The organism is Tropicimonas sp. TH_r6, assembly GCF_033101155.1.
GTDB lineage: Bacteria > Pseudomonadota > Alphaproteobacteria > Rhodobacterales > Rhodobacteraceae > Tropicimonas.
The window spans coordinates 276,448-302,763 of record NZ_JAWMPX010000002.1 but is presented as its reverse complement, the minus strand read 5'-3'; the positions used below and the strand labels follow the sequence as shown (position 1 = coordinate 302,763).

Sequence of the window (26,316 nt, the reverse complement as noted above, 5' to 3'; positions counted from 1 at the left end):
AGGAGACCGTCATGGCCGCCAAGCGCAGTATTTTTGAGGATGTCGGGGCCGAGACCCCAAAGACCCCGGTCGCCCAACCCGGGATGATCGATCGCGGCGCAAAAGGTGCGCGCGGCGCGATCCGGATCTGGCTGGGGCTGCTCTTTGCCATGGTCGTGGCGATGATCGTCGTTGGCGGCCTGACGCGGCTGACCGATAGCGGGTTGTCGATCACCGAGTGGAAGCCGGTCACCGGGGCTGTGCCGCCGATGAGCGTCGAGGCCTGGGAGTCGGAGTTTGCAAAATACCAGCAGATCCCGGAATTCCAGATCCAGAACACGGAGATGACCCTTGAGGAGTTCAAGGGCATCTATTGGTGGGAATGGGGGCATCGACAGCTTGGCCGGGTGATCGGCCTGGTTTGGGCCATCGGTTTCTTCGGGTTCCTTGCGCTGCGCAAGATCCCGACCGGTTGGACCGGGCGGCTGGCGCTGCCCGGGGTTCTCGGCGGCGTGCAGGGTGCGATCGGCTGGTGGATGGTCTCGTCCGGTTTGGGCGAGGGGATGCTCGACGTGGCCTCCTATCGGCTGGCGGTGCATCTGGGCCTGGCTTTCGTCATTCTCGGCCTGCTGGGCTGGTATTTCCTCAAGCTGTCGCGCCCCGAACGCGAGCTGATGCAGGCGCGGCGCGCCAAGGAGGCAAAGCTTTGGGGGCTCTCGACCGGGCTCCTGCATCTCGCCTTCCTGCAGATCCTGCTCGGTGCGCTGGTTGCCGGGATCGATGCCGGCGTCGCCTTCCCGACATGGCCGCTGATGAATGGCGGCATCTTCCCGCCGTCGCCCTTCCTGCTGGAGCCGGTCTGGCGGAATTTCTTCGAAGATCCGGGGCTTGTGCAGTTCATGCACCGGACACTCGGGTACATCGTCTTCGCCTTCGCCATCTTCGCCTGGACGCGTGGCCGCAAATCGGCCCATCCGCGCACGCGACGGGCCTTCGACTGGATGCTCGTACTCTGTTTCGGGCAGGTCGTGCTCGGCATCGTCGCGGTGCTGACCCAGGCGCAATGGCATGTTGCCATCACCCACCAGCTAATCGCGGTGCTGCTCTGGGTGGCGATCCTGCGAGCACGCTTCCTGTCTGGCTACCCGTTGGCCAGCTCTGTCCGCGAGGGACTCTGACATGAGTGCATATTCTGATCTTATGGCCTTCGTTCGCGAGACGGAGGCCTTGAAACAGATCCAGGGTCGACTTGGCTGGGACCAGGAGACGGTGATGCCAAGTGGGGCGGCGGCGCAACGGGCCGAGGAGATGGCGGCATTGGACAAGGTGATCCATGCCCGCTGCGTCGCGCCACAACTGGCCGACTGGTTGGAGGCTGCGGACGCAGAGGACGCCGTCGCAGAATCGCAGCTGTATCAGATCCGGCGGGCGTATGATCGGGCGATGAAGGTTCCGGTCGAACTTTCGGCCGAGATCACCCGGGTCACGAGCCTGTCGCAAGGGATCTGGGCCGAGGCGCGGGCAGATGATGATTTTTCGGCGTTTTCAGATAGTTTCGAAGAGGTCTTGAACCTTCAAAGGCAGCAGGCGTCAGCCCTTGCCGGCAGCGATGGCGATCTTTACGACGCGCTGCTGGAGGATTACGAGCCGGGCGCGACGGGGGACAGCTTCGCGGCGATGTTCGACGAAATGCGGCCGCGTCTGGTCGCGCTGCGGGAATCCGTCCTGTCGAGCGGGCGGGAGTCGCCCGCGCTTGAGGGTCATTTCGACGAGACCGCGCAGCTCGCGCTCTCGGAGGCCTGCGCACGCGCCTTCGGCTATGATTTCAGCCATGGTCGGATCGACAAGGCCGTGCATCCCTTCTCTTCGGGCTCCGGACTGGACTCGCGCATCACCACGCGGACTGACCCGAGCGATCCGTTTGGATGCCTCTATTCGACGATCCACGAGGTCGGCCACAGTCGCTACGAGCAATCCGTCTCGCGTGACTATCTGCTGACCCCGATCGGTCGGGGCGTTTCGATGGGTGTCCATGAGAGCCAGAGCCGGTTCTATGAAAACCAGCTTGGTCGCTCCCGTGCCTTCACGGGCTGGCTCTTTGGCCAGTGTCGGGAGGCTTTCGGTGATATCGGGGTTTCAAGCGAGGGTGAGTTCTACGCCGCCGTCAACAATGTCCGCACCGGATTCATTCGCACAGAGGCTGACGAGGTGCACTATAACCTGCACATCCTGTTGCGGTTCGACCTTGAACGGGCGCTGATTGCGGGTGACCTGGAGGTGCGCGACCTGGAGGCGGCCTGGAACGAACGGTTCGAGGCGGATTTTGGGCTTGCGGTTGACCGGCCGTCCAACGGTGTGCTTCAGGATGTTCACTGGCCGGTGGGGCTCTTCGGCTATTTCCCGACCTATTCTCTGGGCAATCTCTATGCCGGCTGCCTCTTCGAGGCGATGCGCCTGGAGGTTCCGAATTGGGAGAACGCCCTCGCGCGCGGAGACGCCACGCCGGCGACCGAATGGCTTCGAACGCGGCTGCAATGCCATGGCGCGCGGCGCGGGCCACGCGAGACCATAGAACATGCCGTGGCCGGGCAGATTTCTGCCGAACCGTTTCTGGCCTACCTGGAAGAGAAGTTCTCGGGCCTCTACGCACTCTGACGTCGTTTTTGGCAAGGGGCGGGGCAGGGGGCACGCGGCCAAGAAAGATCTCTGGCGACACCTGGCGGGTGGGCACGCTCCGCAAGCCAGAAGAGCAGATCCATGCGCTGCGCAGTTTGAGCCTCGCGCTGGCATTCCCCGCCAGGGAGCCAAATCTGCCTACTATGGATTGATAGTTGGTGCATCGTTGGCCGCTGGTCTATCGGCGCGAGCAGCCGCGCTGCGTGCTAAAACAGGTCGAACGCCCCGGATTCGCTGCCATTCACATTCGGAACCGTCGGTATGTCGCACAGACTGCCGCGCAGCGCTTGCAGCGTCAGTATTTCGGACAAGGCGATGGTGTTGCAGTGGGATTGCTCGTCCGAGGTCTCGGCGAGGAAGGCGACCGCGCTTGCAAGATCCGCAACCAATTGGGTGGCCAGATCAAGATTCTGCAGATCCTTGAACGTACTGCTTTCGGTGTCGAGAGACCCCATCAGGACAGAATAGTGCTGTTGGATTGTCTGCAGCATTTCGTTGGTGCTGGTCAGCTCCGAGGAGATCCTGGATAGAACCTCCGCCATCGGCGACGTGTAGACCTGCTCCATTGGAGCACGCGCGGGTTTGTCCATATGTGCCAGGTCCTGCTCCAGCTGTTGCACCGGTCAAGTGATGCTCCTGCCTTTTATCGACAGAAAGAAGTGGATTTTTCGTGAAGGCCGACGTTGGAAGATTTCGCGCCATCGTCCTGCTCAAGGACGTTGGTTGGCGCTTGCTGGCGCGTGCGACTGGAAAGAGGATGGTCCCGGGAAAAAGAAACGGCGCAGCACGGGCGAGCTGCGCCGTTTCAAATCCACTTCGCGAACAGAATGCTGGGGATGAGCACTGTTCGTGGATAAATGTGTCGACCCGGCCGATGGAATATACATCGAGCCGGGCCGACAACCGGTTTCCCGGAACAGACCGTAAACCACGTAATCGCGCAGCCATTACAGCCCGTAGTTCCTTGGCTAATTGCCACCACTCACGGAACACGCTCAGAATGCCAGTTTACCTTTGGTTAAGGAAGTAAGGAATCCCGGACCAACCTAGCCGAATGGATAGGTTTAGCGGTAACAATTCGCGTTTTTTATGAAGCTACTCTTCGACAATGTAGATTTGGTTGAGGAAGGACGCCTTGAGAACGGCCTGAGCCGTGGTCGAAACATCGAGCGCTTCGCGAGCGAGTCGCAGATGTTTCTCGATCGTGGCCGCGGTCAGACCCATGATCGCCGCGATCTCGGCCGTGGTCTTTCCATCACCGACCCATTCCAGCACCTCGCGCTGACGAGAGGTCAGGGAGCGTTCGGTGTCAGGATTGGGCAGCGAAGAGAGGCGCAGATGCAGGACGTTGTTCATGGCTTCCAACTCGCGCCCATGCTTCTCCCAGATCGCGTCGGCTGCATCGAATGACATCGCAGGAACGGAGGTCAGGCTGATGGCGCCTTTCGAGCGCTTGGAATTGGTCTTGAAACTGACCGTATACCCGGCACCGAGCCCATGACGTTTGTTGAACTCCCAGATCCTCGATGCGGTTTCGCTCATCGAGCCGTCGGTCACCATCTCATCGGTTTGTCGCCAGGAGGAAACGCCGGCATTGTTGAGCGCCCATTGAGTCATCGGGGCATTGAGATAGAGACCGTCATCCAGGAAGGGACGGATATAGTCGCGGTCGTGGTTGCTCAGGACAAGGAGATCCTGCGGATCGCCCAACGATCGTTCGGTGCGAAAGCGAGTGAAGCCGTAGAGAACCCGATTGAATCCATAGGAGGCCATGACCTCCTTGTGATAGCTCCAGATGTCCTGCATCTCCGAGAGCGCCGTTACCCGTTCCACATAGTCGAGGATCAAGCGGTCACTCCCAGATGACCGGCCATGGCCCGCAAAGCAAGCGGATAGCTCGCCGGCCCGAAGCCACAGATGATCCCGATCGAGACTTTCGAGATATAGGAGACATGCCGAAAGGGCTCGCGCGCATGCACATTGCTCAGGTGGATTTCGATGGCCGGCAGTTCAACGGATGCGATCGCATCCATCAGGGCTATTGAAGTGTGCGTATAGGCGCCGGCATTGAGGACGATGCCGTCATGCACGCCACGTGCGGCGTGAATCTCGTCGATCATCACGCCCTCATGATTCGACTGGCGGAATGCCAACTCCACACCCAACTCGGCGGCTGTCGCACGACATGTGGTTTCGATCTGGGACAGGGTTGTCTTTCCGTAGACTTCGGGTTGGCGCGTGCCCAGCAGATTGATGTTGGGGCCGTTTAATACAAGAATTGAGGTCATTTAAGCGTATTGTCCCGTGATATTTCGATGAAAATAGTCTGATACGGTGCAAGTGTCGAGACGCCGGGGAAAGCGCATCGTGGCGAATGGACGCGGCACCGGGGCAGGGGGTATTGATTGGCCAACCGTCACTTCGGAGCCGAAACCGGAGACTTTCTGAAGAAAGTTCGGCAACAGTCTGATTATAAGCCTATTTTATGGCTTCATTCACATTGAATTACCAGTGCTGAACGCGTTGCCGCGAAAAATGTGCAGCGCAGGCAGGCAGGCCTCGACGAAGAATGCGCCCTCTGGTCGGATCGAGCCTTGCGCTCCCGTGAACTCGGAAATGCAGCGATAGCGGCTCTTTACAGGCTTTGACGCATTTTCGGGTCGCCAAAAGCCGGATAATGTCGCCGCAAAGCCGGTTTCTGCGCTATGGGAAGCGAAAGCGGCGCGCCGGCTTCACGCCGCAATTTTCTGGAAGCGGAAACGCCTCCATATTTCGAAAGGGTCTAGCCATGAATGCCAGCGTAGATTTCGGGGGAAAAGGGAAAGTGGATGTCGTTTCCGCCGGGCCGTCGGTGGACTGGGAAGACATGCCCGCACCAAAACTCCCGGATTACCTGGTCGACGTCTATACTTGGGCCTATGTGGCGCCGAATATGGTCGAACTGCTGGACCGTGAAGTCGTCGTGGCGACGATCCTCTGGCTGCAACAGAACAAGCTGATGCGTGCTGCCCGTGATGAAATCACGCCGGGCTGTCGTGTGCTTCAGCCCGCTGCCGTCTATGGCAAACTGGTCTCGCATCTGGCCGAGAAGGTCGGACCGGAGGGCGAATATCACGTCACGGATATCCAGCAGGTCCAGATCGATCACGTGAACCGCAAGATTGCGCAACTGCCGCAGACGCGGACCGGGATCTGCGATGCGCGCGTGACAGGTGACGGGCTTTATGACGTGGTGAATTCCTATTTCCTCCTGCACGAGGTGCCGGACGACTACAAACGCGACATTGCCAACAACCTCGCGTCCCATGTCAGACCGGGCGGCAAGCTGATGTTCGTTGACTACCATGAGCCAGCGTTCCTGCATCCGATGCGACCGATCATCTGGCTCGTCTTCAAATGGCTCGAGCCATTTGCCAAGGCGCTCTGGAGTCATGAGCTTTGGGACTATGTCGATGATCGCGACCAGTTTGAATGGCGCAAGGAAACGATATTCGGTGGACTGTACCAGAAGGTCGTAGGCGTCAGGAAAGCCTGAGTTGATCGTATCTGCGTTTAAGAACCGGGCTCAAGTGGCCCGGATCGAACCAAACATATAGTTTACATAATACCGATTATGGGATGTTGCGCTGTGGCGACGGCACATTCCAGCTTGGCTTCCGAGCCCCGTGAAATACTGCAAATACGAAAGAAGAGGTTTTTCGCTCGTGCTACCCCCCCGCAGCGCGGAGAGTTTCCCGGATCCGTCCATCCTACGAGGTAGATCCGGTTTGCGAACATTGCGGCGTTCTGATGCGCAACCTGATCCAGCCGGCGTATTGCGACAGAGATTTCCGACATGCCGGTGGCGCGTTATCCTGGGTTCGCTGCGAACCGGTCGCTTGGCGTCCGAGCGACCGTCTTTGAGAAAGGTCCGAGCTTGGCTTTTGGGGAGACCCACCGGATCTCCCTGCCCTTTGGACATGCCGGTCAGAACGAGACTATTTCCAATCCGCTCAAGAGGATCAGAAAGATCGCGACCGGTGCGACGAACCGCAATATGAAAAGCCAGGCCTTGCTCAGGACACCCGGTGCGCCATCTCCAGACACTTCGCGTGTCATCATCGGAGCAATGATCCAGCCGGCGAAGATACAGATCAGCAGGCCACCGATCGGCAATAGCAGCTTGTCCGTCAGCCAACTGGCGGAGTCGAGAAAGCCCTGCCCCTTGATGAAGTGAACGTCACTCCAGATTCCCACCGACAGAGAAGACGGAATGCCGAGCAGGAAAATGAGCACGCCGGAGCCAATCGTGGCCGTCTTGCGGGACAGGCCCATATTGGTGAAGAACGCGACGACCGGTTCGAGGATCGAGATGGACGAGGTCAGGGCTGCGATGGTCAGCAGCACAAAGAAGATGATGGCAAAGAAGTAGCCGCCTGGCATCGAATTGAAGACCGTCGGCAGGGTGACGAATGTCAGGCCCGGCCCTGCAGCAGGGTCAAGATTGAACGCAAAGACGGCCGGCAGGATGGCAAGCCCGGCCAGAATGGCGACGAGCGTATCGAGGCACGCGATCTGGACCACGGATTTGCCGAGATTGGTCTGCCGGTCCACATAGGATCCGAAGGTCAGCAGGATGGCCATGCCGAGGGACAGGGAGAAGAAGGCCTGGCCGAGCGCAGCGATGACGGTGTGGGGCGAGATACTGGAGAAGTCCGGGGCAAGGAAGAACTCCAGGCCTTTTTCAGCGCCGGGGAGTGTCACGGAGCGCGCGACGAGGGCGAGAAGGATCACAAAGAACAGGGGCATCAGGAACTTGCTGGTCTTCTCGATGCCACCGGAGACGCCGCCGATGACAATAGCAATGGTCAGGGCCGAGAAGATTCCGTGATAGACGATCGGTGCCACGGGTCCGCCGATAAAGCCACCAAAGGCTCCGCCGATGGCTTCCGCGTCCATGCCGGAGAAGGCACCGCCGGCGGATTTGACGATATAGGCGATACACCAGCCCGCGACGACGGAATAGAAGGACAGGATGATAACCGCCGTTATCACCGCGAGGACGCCAACGAAAGTCCAGCCGGGCTTGCCGATCTTCTTGAAAGCACTGATGGCATCGGTCTGGGCGCTGCGACCAATTGCGATTTCCGCCAGCATGACCGACAGGCCGATGGTGAAGACGATCCCGAGATAGATAAGGATGAAGGCGGCGCCTCCATTCTCCCCCGCGACATATGGAAATTTCCAGATATTGCCGAGGCCAATCGCAGAGCCTGCGGTCGCCAGGATAAAACCAAGGCGAGAGCCCCAGTTTTCATGTGCTGTCTTCATTGTCCCGTTCCTGAACTGTCTGCATTCAGATAGAATGCTGGTGATGCGTCCGGTTCCATCCGGACTTTGGCCGGCGGTAGAGCACAAGAAATAGGCAATGGAAATGCGGCATCCGTGGCGCGGATACCGTTTGACACAGTCCTGCCGACCGCCCGGCACAGGCAACGTCTCGCAAAGCACAAATGTCGAGAGATTGGACTGTTCGTTGCGGAGTCTTTGGGGTGGGTTTTCGGAAAGGACGGGTCGTATCTGTGGTGCTGTCGGTGTCAGATCGATGGTTTCATCCACCGTTTATCGGGGGGGGGTTGGGCCCTGCCCTCTCCTCACCTTCTTTCACGGCGCTACCGGTGGGTTGCCGACCCGGGTCCCGGAACCCGGATCGGTCGAGACGGATCAGGAATAGGCGCCCGCGGAATATGTCAGCTCGTAGCTGTGGCTGTAGAGTTCGAAGATGTTTCCGAACGGGTCTTCGACATAGACCATGCGGTACGGCTTTTCGCCCGGGAAATACTCCCGCACGGGCATGCGTTGCCGGCCTCCCGCCGCGACAATCTTTTCGAGCAGACCTTCAAGATCCGGATCCTGGATCGCGAAGTGGAACGTGCCGTGCCGACGGAACGCGAAATTGTCGTCAGGCGCATGGTTTCCGGCAAATTCGAAGAGCTCGATGCCAATGCCATCACCGGTCGAAAGATGCGCGATCCGTAGATGTTCCCAGCCCGGGCCGAACACATCGGTGCACATCACACCGATTGCGCTGTCATCCTCGACAACAGCGCTCGGTTGCATGAGCACATAGAAGCCCATGACCTCTGAATAGAACGTGACGGCCGCGTCGAGGTCCGGGACGGACAGGCCGATATGCGAGAATGTGCGGGGGGTCGGTGTCATGTCTGTCTCCTGTCATTTGAAGTTGATCCAGATGTAGGCCGACTTGCATTCAATGCAAAATTATCATTTTGTATGTTTATCCAAACCAAGCGTTATAAAAACGATGCTCAACGCCACCTGGATCGAGACCTTCACCGTGTTGGCCGAGGAACGCCACTTCACCCGCGCCGCGGCGCGGCTCAACATGACTCAACCCGGCGTGTCGCAACATTTGCGCAAGCTCGAAGGCCAACTGGGACACTCGCTGATTTCCCAGGATGGCAAGAACTTCACCCTGACCGCCGCAGGCGAGACGATACGCGATCTCGGGCTGTCCCGCCGCGCCGAAGAACGCGCCTTGCGCGATGCGATCGCGCTGGACTCTCCTGATGTCGGAGAGGTGCGCGTCGCCTGTGCCGGAAGCTTCGCGACGCTCCTCTATCCACGGGCCATCGAACTGATGCAAAAGTCCAGCCGCCTCGCGATCCATGTCGAAGCGGCGCCGCAGGCTCGTGTCCTGTCTGGTGTTCTGGAGGGGCGTTTCGACCTCGGAGTGATTGCCGAGGACCCGCGCCACCCCCGCATCGAGGCGCAGCGTATCGGACAGGAGGAGCTATGCCTCGTCCTTCCAGCCGGCACGGATGGTCCGGTTCGTTTTGACGACCTGGAGGCGCTTGGTCTTGTCGCCCATCCCGATGTTTTCGGTTATATCAACGACTTGTTTCCGCTGAATTTCCCTGACGCCTTTTCCGGTGCAGACAGGTTGCATATCCGTACCCAGGTGAACCAGATCGGCCAGATCCCTGCCCCGGTCGCCAGGGGCGTCGGCTACACGCTCCTGCCACGCAGTGGCTTTTCCGCCTTCTCCGAGACAGATCGTCTGAACTTCGCCAGCTTGCCAGAACGCCGCTATCACGAGTTATGGGCAATCTCCCATCGTGGACGGACACCGAGCGCACGGCTCAAGCGGATCATGGATCTCATCTGCGATCTTGCCGCTAGTCTTGATTGAGGCACTTCCAACCGCATGACAGCGAAAGCCGTCAGAGATCCCGGACAGGGTCCTGAGTCCAGGTCGGCAATTCAACCGGTTCCCCGCGCATCCCCCCTGCCCCGCGCTCGGCACCAGGACCTCCGTTCCTCGCGAAACGGTCCGGACAAAACGGTCAATCCTGTTCCGTCCAGACGACGCGAGATCGGGACCGGGTGGCTGTCAAAGCGCCCGGTGCAGCCGGATCAGACCGCCCCGGAGACGTTCAGGAAGGTTGCATAGAGGCTTGTCGTGGCGCAGATGAACAACCGGTTTCGCTTCGGCCCGCCGAAACAGACATTGGACACCACCTCCGGAAGCAGGATCTTTCCGAGCAACGCGCCCTCCGCGTTCAGGCAGTGGACGCCCTCGCCGGTGCTGGTCCAGATATTGCCAAGCGTGTCGATGCGGAACCCGTCATAGAGTCCCACCGGACAGTTGGCGATGACCTCGCCGCCCGTGAGCGTGCCGCCATCGACCGCGAAACGGCGGATATGTTGCGGGCCGTCATCGACATGGGTCGCGCCGGTGTCGGCCACATAGAGCACGGATTCGTCCGGCGAGAAGGCGAGCCCGTTGGGCTGGACGAAATCGGTGGCAACGGCCTGCAGGATGCCATCGGCCGGGTCGAGCCGGTAGAGATTGTTGGAGCCGACCTCGTGCTCGCTGACATGCCCCTCATATTCCCAATCGATGCCGTAGGACGGGTCGGTGAACCAGATCACGTCCCTGCTGTCCACGATCACGTCATTGGGCGAGTTCAGCCGCTTGCCTTGATAGTTATCGGCCAGCACCGTGAGGGAACCGTCATGCTCGGTGCGCACGACCCTGCGGCCCAGATGTTCACAGGTGATCAGCCGCCCCTGACGGTCCATCGTGTTGCCATTGGAATTGTTGGAAGGCTTTCGGAACTCCGAGACCGAGCCGTCCGTGTCGTCATAGCGCATCATCCGGCAATTCGGGATGTCGGAGAAGACGAGATAGCGGCCGCCGCCAAACCAGGCCGGGCCTTCCAGCCAGCGTCCGCCCTCCCAGAGCTTCTCCAGATGCGTGTTGAGCAGGATCAGCTTCTTGAAGGCAGGATCAATGATGTCGAGGTGGGTCATGAACATGGGGCTTCCTCCCTTTCTTACTTGCGCCGGGACCGGCCAGAGAGGAGGCTCTCGACCAGGACGGCAGCGATAATGATTGTGCCAATAGCGGTGCCTTGCCAGAAGGGCGAGACGCCAAGCAGGTTCATGCCGTTGCGGACCATCACCATGATCAGCACGCCGAAGAGCGTGCCGATGATGGAGCCGCGCCCGCCGAAGAGGCTGGCGCCGCCGATGACGACCGCCGCGATGGCGTCAAGCTCCATGCCATTGCCCGCCAGCGGGTCGATGGAACCGATCTGGGCAGCGATGAGGGTGACGGCGACGGCACAGAGCGCGCCGGAGACGATATAAGGCAGGATGGTGTAGAACTGGACGTTCAGGCCCGAAATCCGCGCGGCTTCCTTGTTGGAACCAACGGCATAGATCGTCCGCCCCCCCTTCATGCGCGACAGGTAGATCCAGGCCAGCACATAGAGCAGGATCAGGATAATCACGTTCATCTGCAACCCGAGAAAGCTGTCATAGACCAGCCGTTCGAGGGACTCGGGCAAGCCAGAGATGGTTCGCTGACCGGAGACGACATAGGCGAGGCTCCGGCAGATCGCCATGGCGCCGAGCGTGACGACGAAGGGCGCAAGGCCGAAGACCGAGACCAGTGTGCCGGAGATGCTGCCGATGAAGGCGCCGGAGGCAATGGCCAGGACGATGGCGATGGGGATCGGGAATTCGCGCAAGGCGAGCCCCAGGAGGATACCCGTCAGTCCCATGACCGAGCCGACCGAGAGATCGATCCCGCCGGTGAGAATGACGAAGGTCATGCCAATCGCGACGATGCCGACGACGACAGACTGGTCCATCAGGTTGTAGAGGTTGCTCGCCGTCAGGAAATAAGGCGAGGCGATGGAGAGCGCGATGGCGATGAGCAGCGCGAGCCCGGCCATGCGGATCTCGAGAACGCTGGAAAGGCGGGTGAGGGTCTGTTTCATATCGGTTTTCTCACTGCTCGCAATCTGTGTCAGGGCCGGTGGCGCGCAACCGCAACTGGCCCTCCTCGAAGACCGACAGCGACTGCGCCGCGGCCTCGCGAATGGCGGTTTCGTCCAGCGTCTGATCTTTTCCGGACAGGATCGCGATGGATCCCATGCCGATGCCGCGCTGGTTCTCGATGATCATCAGCAGCGACTGGTGGCCGCCTTCTTCGTCGCAGACGGTGCTGCTCTCCCGTTCCAGCGAGACCGCGATCTGCGAGCCCGCCATCGGCGCGACAATCCCCGGATCCGGCAGCGAGGCGCCGCTGGCCGCCCCCTGCCGCGTCAGGCAAAGCAGCTGGTTGCCGGCGGTCATGACCCAGCCGGCCTGGACGCCGAACTGCTCCGCGAGCCTGGACAGCAGCGCGTTCTGGTGCTCATGCGAGCTGCGCGGGGCGCAGATCAGCGTCAGTTGCTCCTCGTTGATATCCCCGGCGGACACAGTGCCGATGGTGCGGCCGTCGCTGATCGGCACGATGCGGTGGGAGAGCGCCAGCAGCTCCTCGAAATCGGAAGAAATCAACAGGATCGCGATCCCCTCGGAGGCCAGCCGCCGCAGGAAGCTGTAGATCGTCGCCCGCGCTCCGACATCGACGCCCTTTGTCGGCTCGTCGAGCAACAGAACGCGCGGCTCCAGCAGAAGCGCTCGCATCACCAGCGCTTTTTGCTGCATGCCGCCGGAATAGTTCAGCAGCGAGCTGTCATCCAGCCGCGCGCGGTCGAGCCCGATCATATCGGCCAACTCGTCGATGCGGCTGTTGCGTGTGCCGTAGCGCAGGCGCGGGCCGGTGAGCTGGCTGAGATGGCTGAGCAGGATGTTCTCGCGCACGGAGAAATCCGGCACGATGCTCTGCCGCCGCCGGTCCTCGGGCAGAAAGCCCAGCCCCGCAGTCAACGCGCCGCGCGGATTGCTCGGCTGATAATCCTTGCTGAGCAAAGTGATCGCGCCCGCGTCCAGCGGCCGTAACCCCATCAGCGTCTCTGCCAGTTCCGAGCGACCGGAACCAACGAGCCCGCCAAGCCCGACAATCTCGCCCGCGTGCACCTCAAGGCTCACGGACCGGACTGCGGGTTCCGACCGGATCTCCGTCAAGCTGAGCTGGATCGGCGCAGCGGATGTGTCGGGGATCTCTTCCGGCGCGAGTTGTTCGACCTCGCGCCCGACCATCAGGTGGATCAGCTCGGGCTGGGTCAGATCGGTCGTCGTCAGGTTGCTCTTCACCGACGCACCATCGCGCAGGATGGTGATCCGGTCGGTCATCGCAAAGATCTCCTCCAGCCGGTGCGAGACGAAGATCAACCCACGTCCCTCCGCGCGCAGCGCATCCATCACCTTGAAAAGGCGCGCGCTTTCGCCGGGGCTGAGGGCGGCAGTAGGTTCGTCCAAAATAATGATTCGGCTGCCGAGCGCGACGATACGAGCGATCTCGACCAGTTGCCTGTGGGCGGCCGAAAGCTCCTCGCAGTTCTTCTCGATATCGATCTCGCCGGCAAATCCAAGCCGCGCGATCGCATCCTTCGCGATCTTGCGCAGCGCCGATTGCGACGGCGTAGAGCGGCTGCCATAGACCGGCAGGATAATGTTCTCCCAGACCGAGAGATCACCTGCGAGGCTGGTTTCCTGGGTGACAATGCCGATCCCGGCATCCATCGCGTCGCGCGGACGTTGAAAGCTTGCAGGCTCGCCAAAGGCGCGGATCGTCCCGGCCGTTGGGGCGATATGGCCGCAGATCACCTTGGCCAGGGTCGACTTCCCGGCCCCGTTGGCACCGAACAGCGCGTGAATCTCACCGGCGGCCAACTCGAATTCGACGCCCTTCAGCGCGTAGAAACTTCCGAAGGCCTTGCTGATACCATCGGCGGTGAGCAGAATTTCCTGAGTGGCGGGCACCGTATTTCCTTGCATGCCGATCCTGAGAACGTCGCCGGTCGGGTTGGACCGGCGGGGGACCGGCGCCACGAAGGCGCCGGCCGGTTTCGGGGGCGCGTCAGTCGAGTTCGCCGGCAAAGACGTTGAGATTGACCTCGTCCAGCATGCCTTCGATATTCGACGTGGTGCCGATCAGGATCGGCAGCGCGATCTCCTTCTCGACCTCTTCGCCCGCGATGCTCTTGGCAAGCGTCTCGGTGGCGGTGAAGCCCATCAGGTAGGGCTGCTGCATGCCGGCGCCGACAATGTCGCCCGACTTGATCAGCTCGACCAGTTCCGGCGTGCCGTCAAAGGCGGCAACCAGCATGTCGCCCGTCTTGCGCGCCGCCTTCACGGCCTTCTGGGCGCCAACGGCCTGTGCGTCGGACTGCACGAAGATCACGCGCAGGTCGCGATTGGCGGTCATCATGTCCTGTGCGAAGCGGAAGGACTCGTCGGGCGTGAAGGTCGCCATCTGCTGCATCGGCACCTCTTTCTCCATGCCGATTTCCTTCATCGCGTCGCGGAAACCGTTGGTGCGCAGCTGGCCGTTGATCCGGGCCTGCGGGATGCCGATGATGCCATAGGAGCCATCGGTCCAGCCCTTCTCCGTCAGCACTTCGGCCGTGGCCATGCCGATCCCCTTGGCGCCGCCATAGTTATCCGAGCCGACAAAGGCGACATATTCGCCGCCCGTCGTGCCGATATCGGCGATGACGACGGGAATGCCGGCCTCTTCGGCGAGCTTCAGAACACTCGGGGCGGTCGAGCTGTCGGTCGGCGAAATGACGATGCCGACGGCGCCCTGCGTGATGGCGTCCTGGGCATTCTGGAGCTGGGTCTTGGCGTCATTGTTGGAATCGAGCGTCTCCAACGTGTAGCCGGCTTCCACCGCAGCCGCTTCCGCGCCCGAGGCGACATAGCGCCAGAACGATACGTTCAGCGACGGCGTGATATAAACGAATTTACCATCCGCCGCCGACGCGAAGGATGTGCCAAGCAGCATCGAGCTGGCGAGCGCGACCGACGCCATCAGAAAACCACGTTTATTCATGTTGTTACCTCCCAGGTACCGAGGACGAACGGTTCGTCCCGTTTCAAACGTCACCTCTCTGTCGCCGGCCTTGGCGGGCTGACAGGAATGGCATCATCGCAAGTCGCCGCGTCGCGACACATCCGAGGACCGCATGAATGCGCCTGATTTCGGGACCTGTGTCGGACGAAGTGGCCTTTGCGCCCTCCCGGATTGCATCGGCCAATCTTGCGTGTAGGTGCGAGACTGCCCGATGGTCCGGCGAAGCGAAACACCAGCAGCCGCAGATCGTTTGCGGGAACCCGCAACCGGTCCGCAAATCGGAGCGCGTGGGCGTTGGGCTTGCCAAGAGGGTTGACGCCTGCCAGCCTGTTTTTGAAAGGGGCTCGATGCAATGGCCGGCGGATGGGCGCGCGATGGCGCGGTGAACGAACAGATCGAGGATTCGATCCGGGACGAGTTGTCCCGGCTCCAGGCGCGCGCGCAGCCCTCGGGCGAAAGCCTGACCCATTGCGCGGAATGCGAAGAGCCGATTCCGGAGGCGCGCAGGCACGCGATTCCGGGTGTGAAGCTCTGCATCGACTGCCAGCAGGAGCGCGATGCGCACCGTGTCCACCGCGGCGGCATCAATCGGCGTGGCAGCAAGGACAGCCAGCTGAAATGAAAGCGGGCGCCGAAGCGCCCTGCCCTGTTCCTTCGCTCCAGCCCGAAACGGCCTCAGCCGAGCGCGTAGCCCGCACCGCGCACCGTGCGTACCGGGTCCTCTCCGCCAAACTGGCAGAGCGCCTTGCGCAGCCGACCGATATGCACATCCACCGTCCGTGTATCGACATAGATGTCGCGGCCCCAGACCCGGTCGAGCAGCTGATCCCGGCTCCAGACCCGCCCCGGCTTCTCCATGAAGGTCGTGAGGAGCCGGAACTCGGTCGGCCCGAGTTTGAGCAGCTTTTCGGCGCGGAACACCTTGTGGGTCTCGGCATCAAGCACGATATCGTCAAAACTCAGCGTCTCGCCAACGCTGGCCGGCCGCACCCGTCGCAGCTGGGCGCGGATGCGCGCCATCAGCTCGGCCACGGAATAGGGTTTGACGACATAATCATCGGCGCCGGTTTCCAGCCCCCGCACCCGGTCGACCTCTTCGGAGCGGGCGCTCAGCATGATGATCGGCACGTTGCGGGTTTCCGCACGGGTCTTGAGCCGACGGCAAATCTCGATGCCCGAAACATTCGGCAGCATCCAGTCCAGCACGATCACATCGGGCGCCTCTTCATCGACGAGGAGCAATGCTTCCTCGCCGTTCTCGGCCCTCTCGACCCGGAACCCCTCGGCTTCGAGATTGTAGGCAAGGACTTCCCGCTGGGCGGGCTCATCCTCGACCACAAGCACCCGCGGCTGTTCCGTCGGTGCCATCAGCCCACCTCGCCCGGATCGATCGAGGTGCGATCCCCTTTGGGGCGCGCATCGTCCGGCAGCTCGCCAGTGGCAAGATAGATCACCTGCTCCGAGATCGCCGTCACGTGGTCGCCCATCCGTTCGATATTCTTGGCGATGAAATGCAGATGCATGCAGGCGGTGATGTTGCGCGGATCTTCCATCATGTAGGTCAGGTAGTTGCGGAAGAGCGAGTTGTACATCTGGTCGACCTCAAGGTCCCGCTGGCGGACATCCTCGGCCAGTTCCGGGTCTCTCTGGACAAAGGAATCCAGCGCGTCCTTGAGCATCAGCTCGACCATCTTGGCCATCCGGCGGATGGCCGAATTGCCTTCCTCGATGGGCCGCATCTGCACCAGAACACCGGTCCGCTTGGCCATGTTCTTGGCATAGTCGCCAATGCGCTCCAGGTTGTTGGCGATCTTCATCACCGCAAGGATCGTCCGCAAATCGAAGGCCATCGGCTGACGCTCGGCGATGGTGAGCGCGGCTTCCTGCTGGATCATCGCCTCCAGCTCGTCGATGGCGCGGTCCGAATTGCGGACCTTCTCGGCCAGCTCCTCGTCGCGGGTCGCCAGCGCTTGCGCGGCGTCGAGAATGGCGGCCTCGACCAGTCCGCCCATCTTCATGATATGCGCCTGGATCGCCTCCAGATCGCGGTCATAGGCGCGTGCAATATGCCGTTCGGCCTTATCCATAACCATGTTCTGTCTCTCCCTTAGCCGATCCGGCCGGTAATGTAGCTCTCGGTGCGCGGATCCTTCGGATTGGTGAAGATCTGCCCCGTCTCGCCGAATTCCACCAGGTTTCCAAGGTGGAAGAAGGCGGTCTTCTGGCTGACCCGCGCGGCTTGCTGCATGGAGTGGGTGACGATGACCACCGAGTAGTTCTCGCGCAGCTCGTCGATCAGTTCCTCGACCTGCGCCGTCGCGATCGGATCCAGCGCCGAGCAGGGCTCGTCCATCAACAGCACTTCGGGCTCCGTGGCAATTGCGCGCGCGATGCAGAGGCGCTGCTGCTGGCCGCCCGAGAGCCCCGTTCCCGGCGCGTCGAGCCGATCCTTCACTTCTTCCCAGATCGCGCCGCGACGCAAGGATTTCTCAACGATCTCATCGAGTTCCGCCTTGTTCCTCGCAAGACCATGGATGCGCGGACCATAGGCGATATTGTCGTAGATCGACTTCGGGAAGGGGTTCGGCTTCTGGAACACCATCCCGACCTTGGCACGCAGCTGAACCGGGTCCACCCGCTTGTCATAGATGTCCTCGCCATCGAGCAGGAGCTTGCCCTGGACGCGGCAGATATCGATCGTGTCGTTCATCCGGTTCAGGCAGCGCAGGAAGGTGGACTTGCCGCAGCCCGAAGGACCGATGAAGGCCGTCACGGTCTTGTCTTCCAACGCGACGTTCACATCCTTGATGGCGTGGGTGTCACCGTAATGGACCTGCACGTCGCTGCACTCGAACTTGGTTGTCATGCTGTCCACGTCGCGCTCCAAGGGTCTCATATCGTTCATTTTTCCACCTTTTCCGATTTACCAGCGGCGCTCGAAGCGGCGACGGAGGAGGATAGCAAGGAAGTTCATGCAGAGCAGGAAGATCAACAGCACGATGATCGCTCCGGATGCACGTTCCACGAAAGCCGGATCAGCCCGGGTTGTCCAGTTATAGACCTGCACCGGAAGCGCCGAAGCGGGATCGAAGAAGCCCTCCGGCGGCGCGGCGGGGAACTCGCGCACAAAGGCCACCATTCCGATCAGCATCAGCGGCGCGGTCTCGCCAAGTGCCTGTGCCAGCCCGATGATGGTGCCCGTCAGGATGCCGGGCATGGCCAGCGGCAGCACGTGATGGAACACCGATTGCATCTTCGAGGCGCCAACCCCGAGGGCCGCATCGCGAATGCTCGGCGGGACCGATTTCAGCGAGGCGCGGGTCGAGATGATGATGGTCGGCAGCGTCATCAGCGTCAGCACGAGGCCGCCGACGATGGGCGCCGATTGCGGCAGGCCAGCATAGTTGATGAAGATAGCGAGGCCAAGGATGCCGAAGACGATGGAAGGAACCGCCGCCAGGTTGGAAATGTTCACCTCGATCAGGTCGGTGATCCAGTTCTTCGGCGCAAACTCCTCCAGATAGATCGAGGCGGCGACACCGATGGGCAGGGCAAGGCACAGCACGATCAGCATCATGTAGAGCGAGCCGATCATCGCCACGCCGATCCCGGCGGCCTCGGGCCGGTTCTCGGAGGCGTCCGCCATGGTGAGGAAGCCCCAGTTGAAATGTGTGCTGAGCGCCCCGCCCTCCTTGAGCGCATCGGCATAGTGGAGCTGTGCGGGAGAGACATTGCTGTCCCGCTCGGCGCTCTCCAGGGTGACGCGATCCTTGTAGTAGCCGTCGATCCGGCCCGAGGCGAGAAACTCGAATTCAACCGTCTCGCCGATGCGGTCCGGGTCGGCGATGACAAAACGGCGCAGCTGGGCGGCGGCTTCCTTGGAGATCATCGCCGACATCTCCTTGGCGGAGATCCCGAGCGCCTCCGCGTCGATCCCAAGCGCTTCGTTTTTCGCGATCAGCGCAGTCTTGATCAACGGCGCGTAGCCGAAGGTCGAGACTTTCTTGATTGCCTCGATATCGCGCTCGCCGCTCTTGTCGAGCTTGGCCGCGTCGAGGTGAACCTCCAGCGTGATGAAGGTTTGTTGGAAGGCCGGCAGGCCCTGGCTCAGGATCGAGCTCATGAGCATGATCAGCGCGGCAACGCCGATGCCGACCGCGGTCAGCCCGTAGGCGCGGAAGCGGGCTTCGGAGGCGTTGCGCTTTTTTGTGCGGGCGTTCGCGCCGAAGAGCGAGCCCGCATGCTTGCTCTGTTTCGGAGCCGTCGGCGTGTTTGCGGTTGCGTCGGTCATTCGTACTGCTCCCGGTACTTGCGCACGATGTAGAGCGCCAGGACGTTGAGCCCCAGCGTGATGACGAAGAGGGTCAGGCCGAGCGCGAAGGCGACGAGCGTCTCCGGGCTGGCGAAATCGGTGTCCCCGGTGAGCTGCGAGACGATCTTCACCGTCACCGTGGTCATGGCCTCGAACGGGTTGATCACCGCCCCCAGCCCGTCCTGGAACTGGGCCGCGGCGGCCCCTGCCCCCATGACGACGATCATGGTCTCGCCGATGGCGCGCGAGGCTGCCAGCAGGACAGCGCCGACAATGCCCGGAAGCGCCGCCGGCAGGACGACCTGCTTGATCGTCTCCGAATGGGTGGCGCCGAGGCCAAAGGAGCCGTCCCGCATCGTCTGTGGCACCGCGTTGATGATGTCATCGGAGAGCGAGGAGACGAAGGGGATCAGCATGATGCCCATGACCAGCCCGGCGGTCATGACCGAGTTGGTCGAGTTCCCGAGTCCCGCCGGCTGCGCGATCCAGTCCCGCACAAGCGGGCCGACCGTGATCAGCGCGAAGAGACCGTAGACGATGGTCGGGATGCCGGCGAGGATCTCGATCATCGGCTTGGCGACGGCGCGCAGCTTGCTCCCGGCATATTCGGAGAGATAGATCGCGGCGAAGAGCCCGACCGGCACCGCCACCAGAAGCGCCACCAGCGAGATATAGAGCGTGCCCCAGAGCAACGGCAGCATGCCCAGTTCGGAGCGGCTCGACCCGTCCGCATTGGCGCGGAATTCCGGCGCCCAGCTGGAGCCGAAGAAGAATTTCTGCCAGGGGTATTTCTCGAAGAAATTCGAGGTCTCGAACAGCATCGAGAGCACGATGCCGACCGTGGTCAGGATGGCGATGGTCGAGGCGAGGATCAGGATCACCTTGATGCCGCCTTCAACGATGTTGCGGGCGCGAAAATCCTTGTCGGTGCGCAGGATGGCCATGCCGAAACCGGCAATCGACAGCGCTCCGACCACAATCGTCATCCACAGGTTCGAACTCCGGACCATGTCCCGGAAATCCAGCGCGGCGTTCAACACCGGTTCGCTGATATCGGACGTGATGACAGCGCCGGTTTCCTTCAACAGCGACGTGACATCCGTGAAGTCCGAGCGCAGGGCCGCGACCTTCTCCGCGTCCAGCTTGCCCTGCGCCAGCGCCATGTCGACGGCGCCAGCGGCGCGGCGCGTCTCGGCCATCACCAGGCTGCGGCTGCTGCCGTCCGCGATGGCGCTATCGGGCAGCGCGCCGCCGATGCGGCTCTCGATCATGTTCGGCGCGACGAGGAGCCAGGCCGCGAGAACGAGCAAGGCCGGCACGATCGTCAACATGAACGCGTGCCAGCCATAATAGTTCGGCAGGGAGTGGAGCTGGCGGGTGTCGCCTCCAGCGGAGCCAAGCGCACGCATGCGCCCGACCATGTAACCGATCAGTCCCAGTCCGAGGACAGCAAGGACGATCCAGAGCACCGGCATCAGGCAACCTCTTCAAATTCGCGGTTTTCGGTCTCGGGCGCAGCAGCGGCCCTTGAACGACGGCGCCCGCTGGCAGGTTTTCCGGCCTGTCTGAGCGGGGCACGAGGGGGGAAAGACATCCGGGGTGGGAGGGCGACACGCGCCGCCCTCCCGAAAGGTCAGAGCCGAGGGGGCAGGTCTTACATGCCGCCCATGACGTCTTCGGCCTCAACGGCGGTCTGGGTGGCAGCCAGCTCGGGGTCGGAGACGAGGCCGTAAGCGGCCAGCGGGCCATCGGAACCAGCGATCTCGTCAGCGACGAAGAAGGAGGCAAATTCCTTCAGGCCGGGGATGACGCCGATATGCGCCTTCTTGATGTAGAAGAAGAGCGGACGCGAGACCGGGTATTCGCCGGTGGCGATGGACTCGGTGGAGGGAACGACGCCGGACATGGTCGCGACCTTCAGCTTGTCCGTGTTGTTCTCGTAGAAGGCCAGGCCGAAGATGCCGACACCGTTCGGGTTGGCGTCGATACGGGCCAGGGTCTCGGTGTAGTCGCCGTCGATGTCGACCGCCTTGCCGTCGGTGCGCAGCGAGATGCAGGCGCCCTCGGCGTCGTCCTCGGACATGCCGCCAGCGACCATCGCCTCATAGGCGCCGGTTTCTTCACAGCCGATCAGGATGACCTTCTCTTCGAAGACTTCACGGGTGCCGTGCTTGGTGCCCGGAGGGAAGGCGATGATGTCAACGGCCGGCAGCTCGGCGTTGAATTCGGCCCACTGGTTGTAGGGGTTGTCGACGATCTCGCCATCCACCAGCACCTTGTCGCTGAGCGCATTGAAGAGGTCTGCGGGCTCTAGTGCGGTGAAGGCCGGGCCATCGGTCTGGGAGGCGAAGACGATGCCGTCATAGCCGATGCGGACTTCGATAATGTCGGTCACGCCGGCTTCGGCACAGGCCTTGATCTCTTTGTCCTTGATGCCGCGCGAGGCGTTGGCGATGTCGATGGTGTTCTCGCCGACGCCTTCACAGAAGCGCTTCAGGCCGGCGGAGGAGCCGCCGGATTCGACGACCGGGGTCGGGAAGTCGAAATTCTCGCCGAAGGCTTCGGCAACGATCGAGGCGTAGGGCAGAACGGTCGAGGAGCCGGCAATCTGGACATTGTCACGGGCAGCGGCAGCGGTGGCCGAAACGGCAGCAATCGCCAGGGCAGAGGCGGTCAGCTTCACGAGAGACATATGAGTTCTCCAAGGCAGAGTGTTTGTTGGACCGTCGCTCTCCGACGGCCTCGCGTGGCATGTAGTGACGTCTCGTTTGCCTTTTGTGACAGCTCTGTAACAGATTGATGACAGAGGCCCGGTTTCCTGTGGATAGACCGTTACATGACGTAAGGGAATGCTTCCCGCCGGTCCGACAGGTCCCACGCCCTGTACGCGAGGGATACGTCTTGCGCGCAGGGCGGTTCTTACGTCCGCACGGGCAGGAGAATCGTGAAGCGCGCGCCCTGCCCCGCCTCTGTCTCGATTCGGAACCGGCCGCGGTGGCGGTTGATGATGTGCTTGGCGATCGCGAGACCGAGCCCGGTGCCGCCCATGGCGCGGGACCGGTGGTTGTCGACGCGGTAGAATCGTTCGGTCAGGCGCGGAATGTGGATCGGGTCAAACCCCTCTCCGTCATCGATGACCTCGATCCGAACGCCAGGGCCACGAAAGGCCAGTTCGCGCGGCGAATAGTCGAGAAGGATCTGCACCGTCCCGCCCTTGCGGCCATATTTGATGCCATTCTCGACAAGGTTGGTCAGGACCTGTTGAAGCTGATCCCGGTCGCCCGGCACGGCAAACGGTTCGGGCAGATCCGCCGCGCGGACAACCTCCAGCGTCACATCCTCCGTCTCGGCCAGAGTCTGCAGCGGCGTCAGGGTCGCCGCAACAAGATCGTCGATATTGACCGGGTCCCTCGGCCGCTGCCGCTCGGTCGATTCGACCCGGCCAAGCGAGAGCAGGTCCGAGACCAGCCGGTTCATCCGCTCCGCCTCCCGCTCCATGATCCCCAGGAACCGCTCGCGCGCATCCGCATCGTCCCGAGCTGCCCCCCGCAGCGTCTCGATGAAACCGAGCAGCGCGGTCAGCGGCGTCTTCAACTCATGGCTGACATTGGCAACGAAATCCCGCCGCATCTCTCCTGCGCGTTCGAACTCTGTCACATCCTCGAAAGAGAGCAGCACATGCCGCCCGTCCTCCGCGTCGAGCGCCACGGCGCGAACCTTGTAGTTCGCTTCCCGGTCCAACCCAGTGTCGACAAAGCGCGTGCGGCCCTCGTTCCCCTGCCCCATCGCCTGTTCGACACAGGCGATCAGGGCGGGCTGCCGCAGCACAGTCACGAAATGCCGTCCGGTCCCGGACCCGGCGAAGATCTCCAGCGCGCCGGAATTCATTGATCGAACCCGTTGGTCCGGGCCGACAAGGACAAGCGGACTCGGCACAGCGTCGAGGAGAAGATCGGAGAAATCGGTCATGACACTGTCCTGCTCTGAAAGGAGTCGCGGCCATCCTGCAAGCCGCGAACCGGGGATCAACGTGGCGCTCTGTCACCGTTTCGTCCCGGTGAAGTGCCGAAATGTGGCGGGGAGTGCTGTTCCCGGCGCGGCACGAAGCATCCACGCCCCGCCTATGGACGCCGTTTCGCGCAATCTGTCCACATCTAACCCGGCATTTGTCCCCCGGAACGGTCTTCGCCCGCAGCGAGCGCATCCGGGAAGCCGGAAGCAAAACGGTCGCGTCAGGCGGTTGCATTGCACAGTCGCAAGCGCCCATGATCCCTCGAAGCGAACACGGAGTTGGAAATGCGCCTGATCAAATCTCTTCTGCTTTTTGGGGCGATCCTTGCGATCGGCGTTGTGGGCCTCAGGCTGGCCTTTCCCCTGCCGCAGACCAACTTTCAGGAGCCAACCCCAAAGCTGGCTGCAGAGTGGTCGGGACCGCTCGGCGCCTCCATCCAGCCCGCAATGTCGCGAAATCCCGGCCTGGATGGCGTTCGGCCCCTGCATGACGGGCTCACGGCCTTTGCGGCGCGGGTCATCCTTGCACGACAGAGCGTGTCGTCCATCGATGCGCAATATTATATCTGGCAGAACGACGCCACGGGCTACATGCTGCTGGAAGAATTGAGGGCCGCCGCAGCCCGCGGTGTGCGGGTGCGTCTGCTGGTCGACGATAATGGTGTCCCGGGCATGGATTCCGTGCTGGCCGAACTGGACGCCCTGCCCAAGGCCAGCGTCCGCATCTTCAACCCGTTCACACTGCGAAACCCCAAGCTTCTGTCCTACGTCTTCGATTTCAGCCGGCTGAACCGGCGCATGCACAACAAGTCGATGATCTTCGATGGTGTCGCCACGATCGTCGGAGGGCGCAATATCGGCGATATCTATTTCGACTACGGCGCCGGAACCCACTATCTCGATGTCGACACCATCGCGATTGGTCCGATCGTCGAGGATGTCTCGGACTCTTTCGATGCCTATTGGAACAGCGCCTCTGCCTATGATGCTGCCCTGATCCTTGAGGCATCCGAAGAAAGCCAGATCCAATCCCTGGCTGCAACCGCCAGACAATCCGCCATCGGTTCGGGCTATCGCAAGGCCATCCTCGAGAATGACCTCGCCGACCGGATCGCCGAGCGGGATATCGAAATCGAGTGGAGCGATGTCACGCTCTTCGTGGATGACCCGGCGAAAGGTCTCGGTCTGGTCGATGAGGCGGATCTGATGGGGCGGCAGCTGGTGGATTTCGCGAAAAGCTCCCGGATCTCCCTTGATCTCGTCTCGGCCTATTTCATTCCCGGCGAAAAAGGCGCGGAGCTCCTTGAAGACCTCGCCCGGTCCGGCGTGAAGGTGCGCATCCTGACCAACTCCCTTGACGCAACAGACGTGATGCCGGTGCATGCCGCCTATATGGCGTACCGGGAAGGACTGCTGCAAAGCGGCGTGGAGCTTCAGGAACTCCGGCCGCTTCGCACGGAACATCGCGCGCGTGGCCTGCCCGAGATTCTCGCCGGCTCGGCCTCTGGTCTCCACGCCAAGATGTTCGGCTCCGATGGCGAACGGGCGTTCATAGGCTCCTACAATCTGGACCCGCGATCCGCGCGCCTGAACACGGAAATGGGCTTGCTGATCGAAAGCCCGAAAATCGCGACCTCGCTCGCAGCGCAGCTGGACAAGCCCGGATTTGCCTATCGCGTCGAGATGACGGAGGACGGAGATCTGGTCTGGACGGAAGAGCTGCCGGATGGGCCGACCACGCGCTACCACACCGAGCCGAATTCGACCTGGTTTCAACGCCAACTGACGCGTGTTGTCCGATTCTTGCCGGTCGAGTGGATGCTTTGATCCGGCAGCCCGACGCAGTGCCGATGCCTGCTCAGACCGCCGTAAGCCCTTGCCTGTAGCGCCGCGCGTTCTGCTGGTAATGCAGCGCCGAGGTGAGCAGCCGTTGCGCGGCCGCCTCGTCGAGCTGTCGAACGACCTTGCCCGGCGAGCCCATGACGAGAGAATTGTCCGGGATCTCCTTGCCCTCAGTGATGAGTGCGCAGGCCCCGATCAGGCAATTCCGCCCGATCTTCGCCCCGTTCAGGATCGTCGCCCCCATGCCGACAAGGCTCTGCTCGCCGATCACGCAGCCATGCAGCATCGCCTTGTGCCCGATCGTGCAATTCGGACCGATATCGAGCGGGAAGCCCATATCCGTGTGCAGCACGCAGTTCTCCTGGATATTGGAGCCTGCGCCGACCCGGATCAGCTCATTGTCACCGCGCAGCGTCGAGCCGAACCAGACCGAAGCTCCCGCTTCCAGCGCGATCCTGCCGATCAGGTTGGCATCCGGCGCCACCCAGGCGCTCTCGTCGATCTCGGGCATGATGCCGTCCAGCGAATAGATCATTCCTGTCCCTCCTCGAACTCCGCCTGCAATCCGCGCACGAATTCCTGCAGCGTCGGCTGCTGCGCCCGGCGCATCCGCTCGGCCGTCACGATCACCTTCAGCTTCTCGAAGGTCGCATCGAGGTCATCATTGACCAGCACGTAATCGTAGCTGCCCCAATGGCTGATCTCGTCCCAGCTTTTCTGCATGCGCTTGGAGATCACATCCGCGCTGTCCTTGCCGCGCGAAATGAGCCGTCGGCGCAACTCGGTGATCGAGGGCGGCAGGATGAAGAGCGAGAGCGTGTGCTTGCCGAGATCCGAGTTGCGGATCTGCTGCGCGCCCTGCCAGTCGACATCGAAAAGCACGTCGCGCCCGGACTCGATGGCCTCCTCGACCGGGTCCTGTGGCGAGCCGTAGAAATTGCCGAAGACATGCGCATGTTCCAACATCCTCCCCGCAGAGACCATCTCCTTGAAGGCCGGGATGTCCATGAAGCGGTAATCCAGTCCCTCGCGCTCGCCCTCGCGCGGCGCCCGCGTGGTCGCGGAGACAGAGAAGCTGAGCGATGAATCCCAGCCCATCATCCGCTGTGCCAGTGTCGATTTCCCGGCCCCGGAGGGCGATGACAGGATGATGAGAAGACCCCGGCGTTCCGATGTCATG

The 26,316-nt window shown here is 61.9% G+C and carries 24 protein-coding genes; 6 read left to right on the top strand and 18 right to left on the bottom strand.

Going from position 1 to position 26,316, the window contains the following annotated elements:
- The first annotated feature begins 11 nt into the window (after positions 1–11).
- Together ctaA and R3X27_RS03425 are read left to right on the top strand one after the other, a co-directional pair.
- A complete protein-coding gene (ctaA, locus tag R3X27_RS03430) occupies positions 12–1,157 on the top strand; it encodes a heme A synthase (protein WP_317707424.1) in 1,146 nt (381 codons plus the stop codon).
- 1 nt (position 1,158) lies between these two features.
- The gene (locus R3X27_RS03425) at positions 1,159–2,634 is read left to right on the top strand and encodes a carboxypeptidase M32 (RefSeq protein ID WP_317707423.1); all 1,476 of its coding nucleotides are present in this window, start codon (positions 1,159–1,161) and stop codon (positions 2,632–2,634) included.
- 227 nt (positions 2,635–2,861) lie between these two features.
- On the opposite strand, the gene R3X27_RS03420 is transcribed toward R3X27_RS03425, so the two are convergent.
- The 3 genes from R3X27_RS03420 to aroQ all read right to left on the bottom strand — a co-directional run bounded on the left by R3X27_RS03420 (position 2,862) and on the right by aroQ (position 4,943).
- Positions 2,862–3,245 carry a hypothetical protein gene (locus R3X27_RS03420; RefSeq protein WP_317707422.1) on the bottom strand — a complete coding sequence of 128 codons (384 nt, stop codon included), beginning with the start codon at positions 3,243–3,245 and terminating at the stop codon, positions 2,862–2,864.
- A 505-nt stretch (positions 3,246–3,750) separates the two neighbouring features.
- Positions 3,751–4,503, bottom strand: coding sequence for a LuxR family transcriptional regulator (locus tag R3X27_RS03415; protein ID WP_317707421.1), 753 nt, complete (start codon positions 4,501–4,503; stop codon positions 3,751–3,753).
- Positions 4,500–4,943, bottom strand: coding sequence for a type II 3-dehydroquinate dehydratase (aroQ, locus tag R3X27_RS03410; protein ID WP_317707420.1), 444 nt, complete (start codon positions 4,941–4,943; stop codon positions 4,500–4,502). Before aroQ ends, R3X27_RS03415 begins: the two co-directional genes overlap by 4 nt.
- Positions 4,944–5,479: 536 nt before the next feature.
- Between aroQ and rquA the strand changes: the two genes are divergently transcribed.
- Entirely contained in the window at positions 5,480–6,190 is a 711-nt protein-coding gene (rquA, locus tag R3X27_RS03405) for a rhodoquinone biosynthesis methyltransferase RquA (protein WP_317707419.1), read from the top strand.
- A 431-nt stretch (positions 6,191–6,621) separates the two neighbouring features.
- Here rquA and R3X27_RS03400 read toward each other — a convergent pair whose 3' ends face one another.
- Positions 6,622–7,965, bottom strand: a complete 1,344-nt coding sequence (locus R3X27_RS03400; RefSeq protein ID WP_317707418.1) for a sodium-dependent transporter — start codon at positions 7,963–7,965, stop codon at positions 6,622–6,624.
- A 393-nt stretch (positions 7,966–8,358) separates the two neighbouring features.
- On the bottom strand, positions 8,359–8,856 hold the full coding sequence (locus tag R3X27_RS03395; protein ID WP_317707417.1) for a lactoylglutathione lyase family protein: 498 nt from the start codon (positions 8,854–8,856) through the stop codon (positions 8,359–8,361).
- 103 nt (positions 8,857–8,959) lie between these two features.
- Between R3X27_RS03395 and R3X27_RS03390 the strand changes: the two genes are divergently transcribed.
- The gene (locus R3X27_RS03390; RefSeq protein ID WP_317707416.1) at positions 8,960–9,847 is read left to right on the top strand and encodes a LysR family transcriptional regulator; all 888 of its coding nucleotides are present in this window, start codon (positions 8,960–8,962) and stop codon (positions 9,845–9,847) included.
- A 224-nt stretch (positions 9,848–10,071) separates the two neighbouring features.
- Here the strand turns inward: R3X27_RS03390 and R3X27_RS03385 are convergent, their stop codons facing one another.
- The 4 genes from R3X27_RS03385 to R3X27_RS03370 form a co-directional block, all read right to left on the bottom strand.
- Entirely contained in the window at positions 10,072–10,977 is a 906-nt protein-coding gene (locus R3X27_RS03385) for an SMP-30/gluconolactonase/LRE family protein (RefSeq protein WP_317707415.1), read from the bottom strand.
- A 17-nt stretch (positions 10,978–10,994) separates the two neighbouring features.
- Positions 10,995–11,945: an ABC transporter permease gene (locus R3X27_RS03380; RefSeq protein WP_317707414.1), complete on the bottom strand. Its 951-nt coding sequence runs from the start codon at positions 11,943–11,945 to the stop codon at positions 10,995–10,997.
- A gap of 10 nt (positions 11,946–11,955) precedes the next feature.
- Complete coding sequence (locus R3X27_RS03375) at positions 11,956–13,878, bottom strand: sugar ABC transporter ATP-binding protein (RefSeq protein WP_317707413.1); 1,923 nt, start codon at positions 13,876–13,878, stop codon at positions 11,956–11,958.
- Positions 13,879–13,975: 97 nt separating this feature from the next.
- The gene (locus R3X27_RS03370; RefSeq protein WP_317707412.1) at positions 13,976–14,950 is read right to left on the bottom strand and encodes a substrate-binding domain-containing protein; all 975 of its coding nucleotides are present in this window, start codon (positions 14,948–14,950) and stop codon (positions 13,976–13,978) included.
- A gap of 373 nt (positions 14,951–15,323) precedes the next feature.
- On the opposite strand from R3X27_RS03370, the gene R3X27_RS03365 reads away from it, so the two are divergent.
- Complete coding sequence (locus R3X27_RS03365; protein WP_317707411.1) at positions 15,324–15,593, top strand: DksA/TraR family C4-type zinc finger protein; 270 nt, start codon at positions 15,324–15,326, stop codon at positions 15,591–15,593.
- 53 nt (positions 15,594–15,646) lie between these two features.
- Here R3X27_RS03365 and phoB read toward each other — a convergent pair whose 3' ends face one another.
- The 7 genes from phoB to R3X27_RS03330 all read right to left on the bottom strand — a co-directional run bounded on the left by phoB (position 15,647) and on the right by R3X27_RS03330 (position 23,252).
- Complete coding sequence (gene phoB, locus R3X27_RS03360; protein ID WP_317707410.1) at positions 15,647–16,339, bottom strand: phosphate regulon transcriptional regulator PhoB; 693 nt, start codon at positions 16,337–16,339, stop codon at positions 15,647–15,649.
- Entirely contained in the window at positions 16,339–17,064 is a 726-nt protein-coding gene (phoU, locus tag R3X27_RS03355; RefSeq protein WP_317707409.1) for a phosphate signaling complex protein PhoU, read from the bottom strand. The genes phoB and phoU overlap by 1 nt, the downstream gene beginning before the upstream one ends.
- 14 nt (positions 17,065–17,078) lie before the next feature.
- Entirely contained in the window at positions 17,079–17,867 is a 789-nt protein-coding gene (gene pstB / locus R3X27_RS03350) for a phosphate ABC transporter ATP-binding protein PstB (protein WP_411572455.1), read from the bottom strand.
- Between the two features lie 27 nt (positions 17,868–17,894).
- Positions 17,895–19,262 (bottom strand): phosphate ABC transporter permease PstA, encoded by a 1,368-nt coding sequence (gene pstA / locus R3X27_RS03345; protein ID WP_317707407.1) that lies wholly within the window; start codon positions 19,260–19,262, stop codon positions 17,895–17,897.
- Entirely contained in the window at positions 19,259–20,758 is a 1,500-nt protein-coding gene (gene pstC, locus R3X27_RS03340) for a phosphate ABC transporter permease subunit PstC (RefSeq protein WP_317707406.1), read from the bottom strand. The genes pstA and pstC overlap by 4 nt, the downstream gene beginning before the upstream one ends.
- 179 nt (positions 20,759–20,937) lie before the next feature.
- Complete coding sequence (locus tag R3X27_RS03335; protein WP_317707405.1) at positions 20,938–21,975, bottom strand: substrate-binding domain-containing protein; 1,038 nt, start codon at positions 21,973–21,975, stop codon at positions 20,938–20,940.
- Between the two features lie 227 nt (positions 21,976–22,202).
- Positions 22,203–23,252, bottom strand: coding sequence for a sensor histidine kinase (locus tag R3X27_RS03330; protein WP_317707404.1), 1,050 nt, complete (start codon positions 23,250–23,252; stop codon positions 22,203–22,205).
- Positions 23,253–23,579: 327 nt separating this feature from the next.
- On the opposite strand from R3X27_RS03330, the gene R3X27_RS03325 reads away from it, so the two are divergent.
- Positions 23,580–25,121, top strand: coding sequence for a phospholipase D family protein (locus R3X27_RS03325; RefSeq protein ID WP_317707403.1), 1,542 nt, complete (start codon positions 23,580–23,582; stop codon positions 25,119–25,121).
- 31 nt (positions 25,122–25,152) lie between these two features.
- Here R3X27_RS03325 and R3X27_RS03320 read toward each other — a convergent pair whose 3' ends face one another.
- Together R3X27_RS03320 and gmk are read right to left on the bottom strand one after the other, a co-directional pair.
- Positions 25,153–25,671 carry a gamma carbonic anhydrase family protein gene (locus R3X27_RS03320; protein WP_317707402.1) on the bottom strand — a complete coding sequence of 173 codons (519 nt, stop codon included), beginning with the start codon at positions 25,669–25,671 and terminating at the stop codon, positions 25,153–25,155.
- Positions 25,668–26,315: a guanylate kinase gene (gene gmk / locus R3X27_RS03315; RefSeq protein WP_317707401.1), complete on the bottom strand. Its 648-nt coding sequence runs from the start codon at positions 26,313–26,315 to the stop codon at positions 25,668–25,670. The genes R3X27_RS03320 and gmk overlap by 4 nt, the downstream gene beginning before the upstream one ends.
- Position 26,316 lies beyond the last annotated feature (1 nt).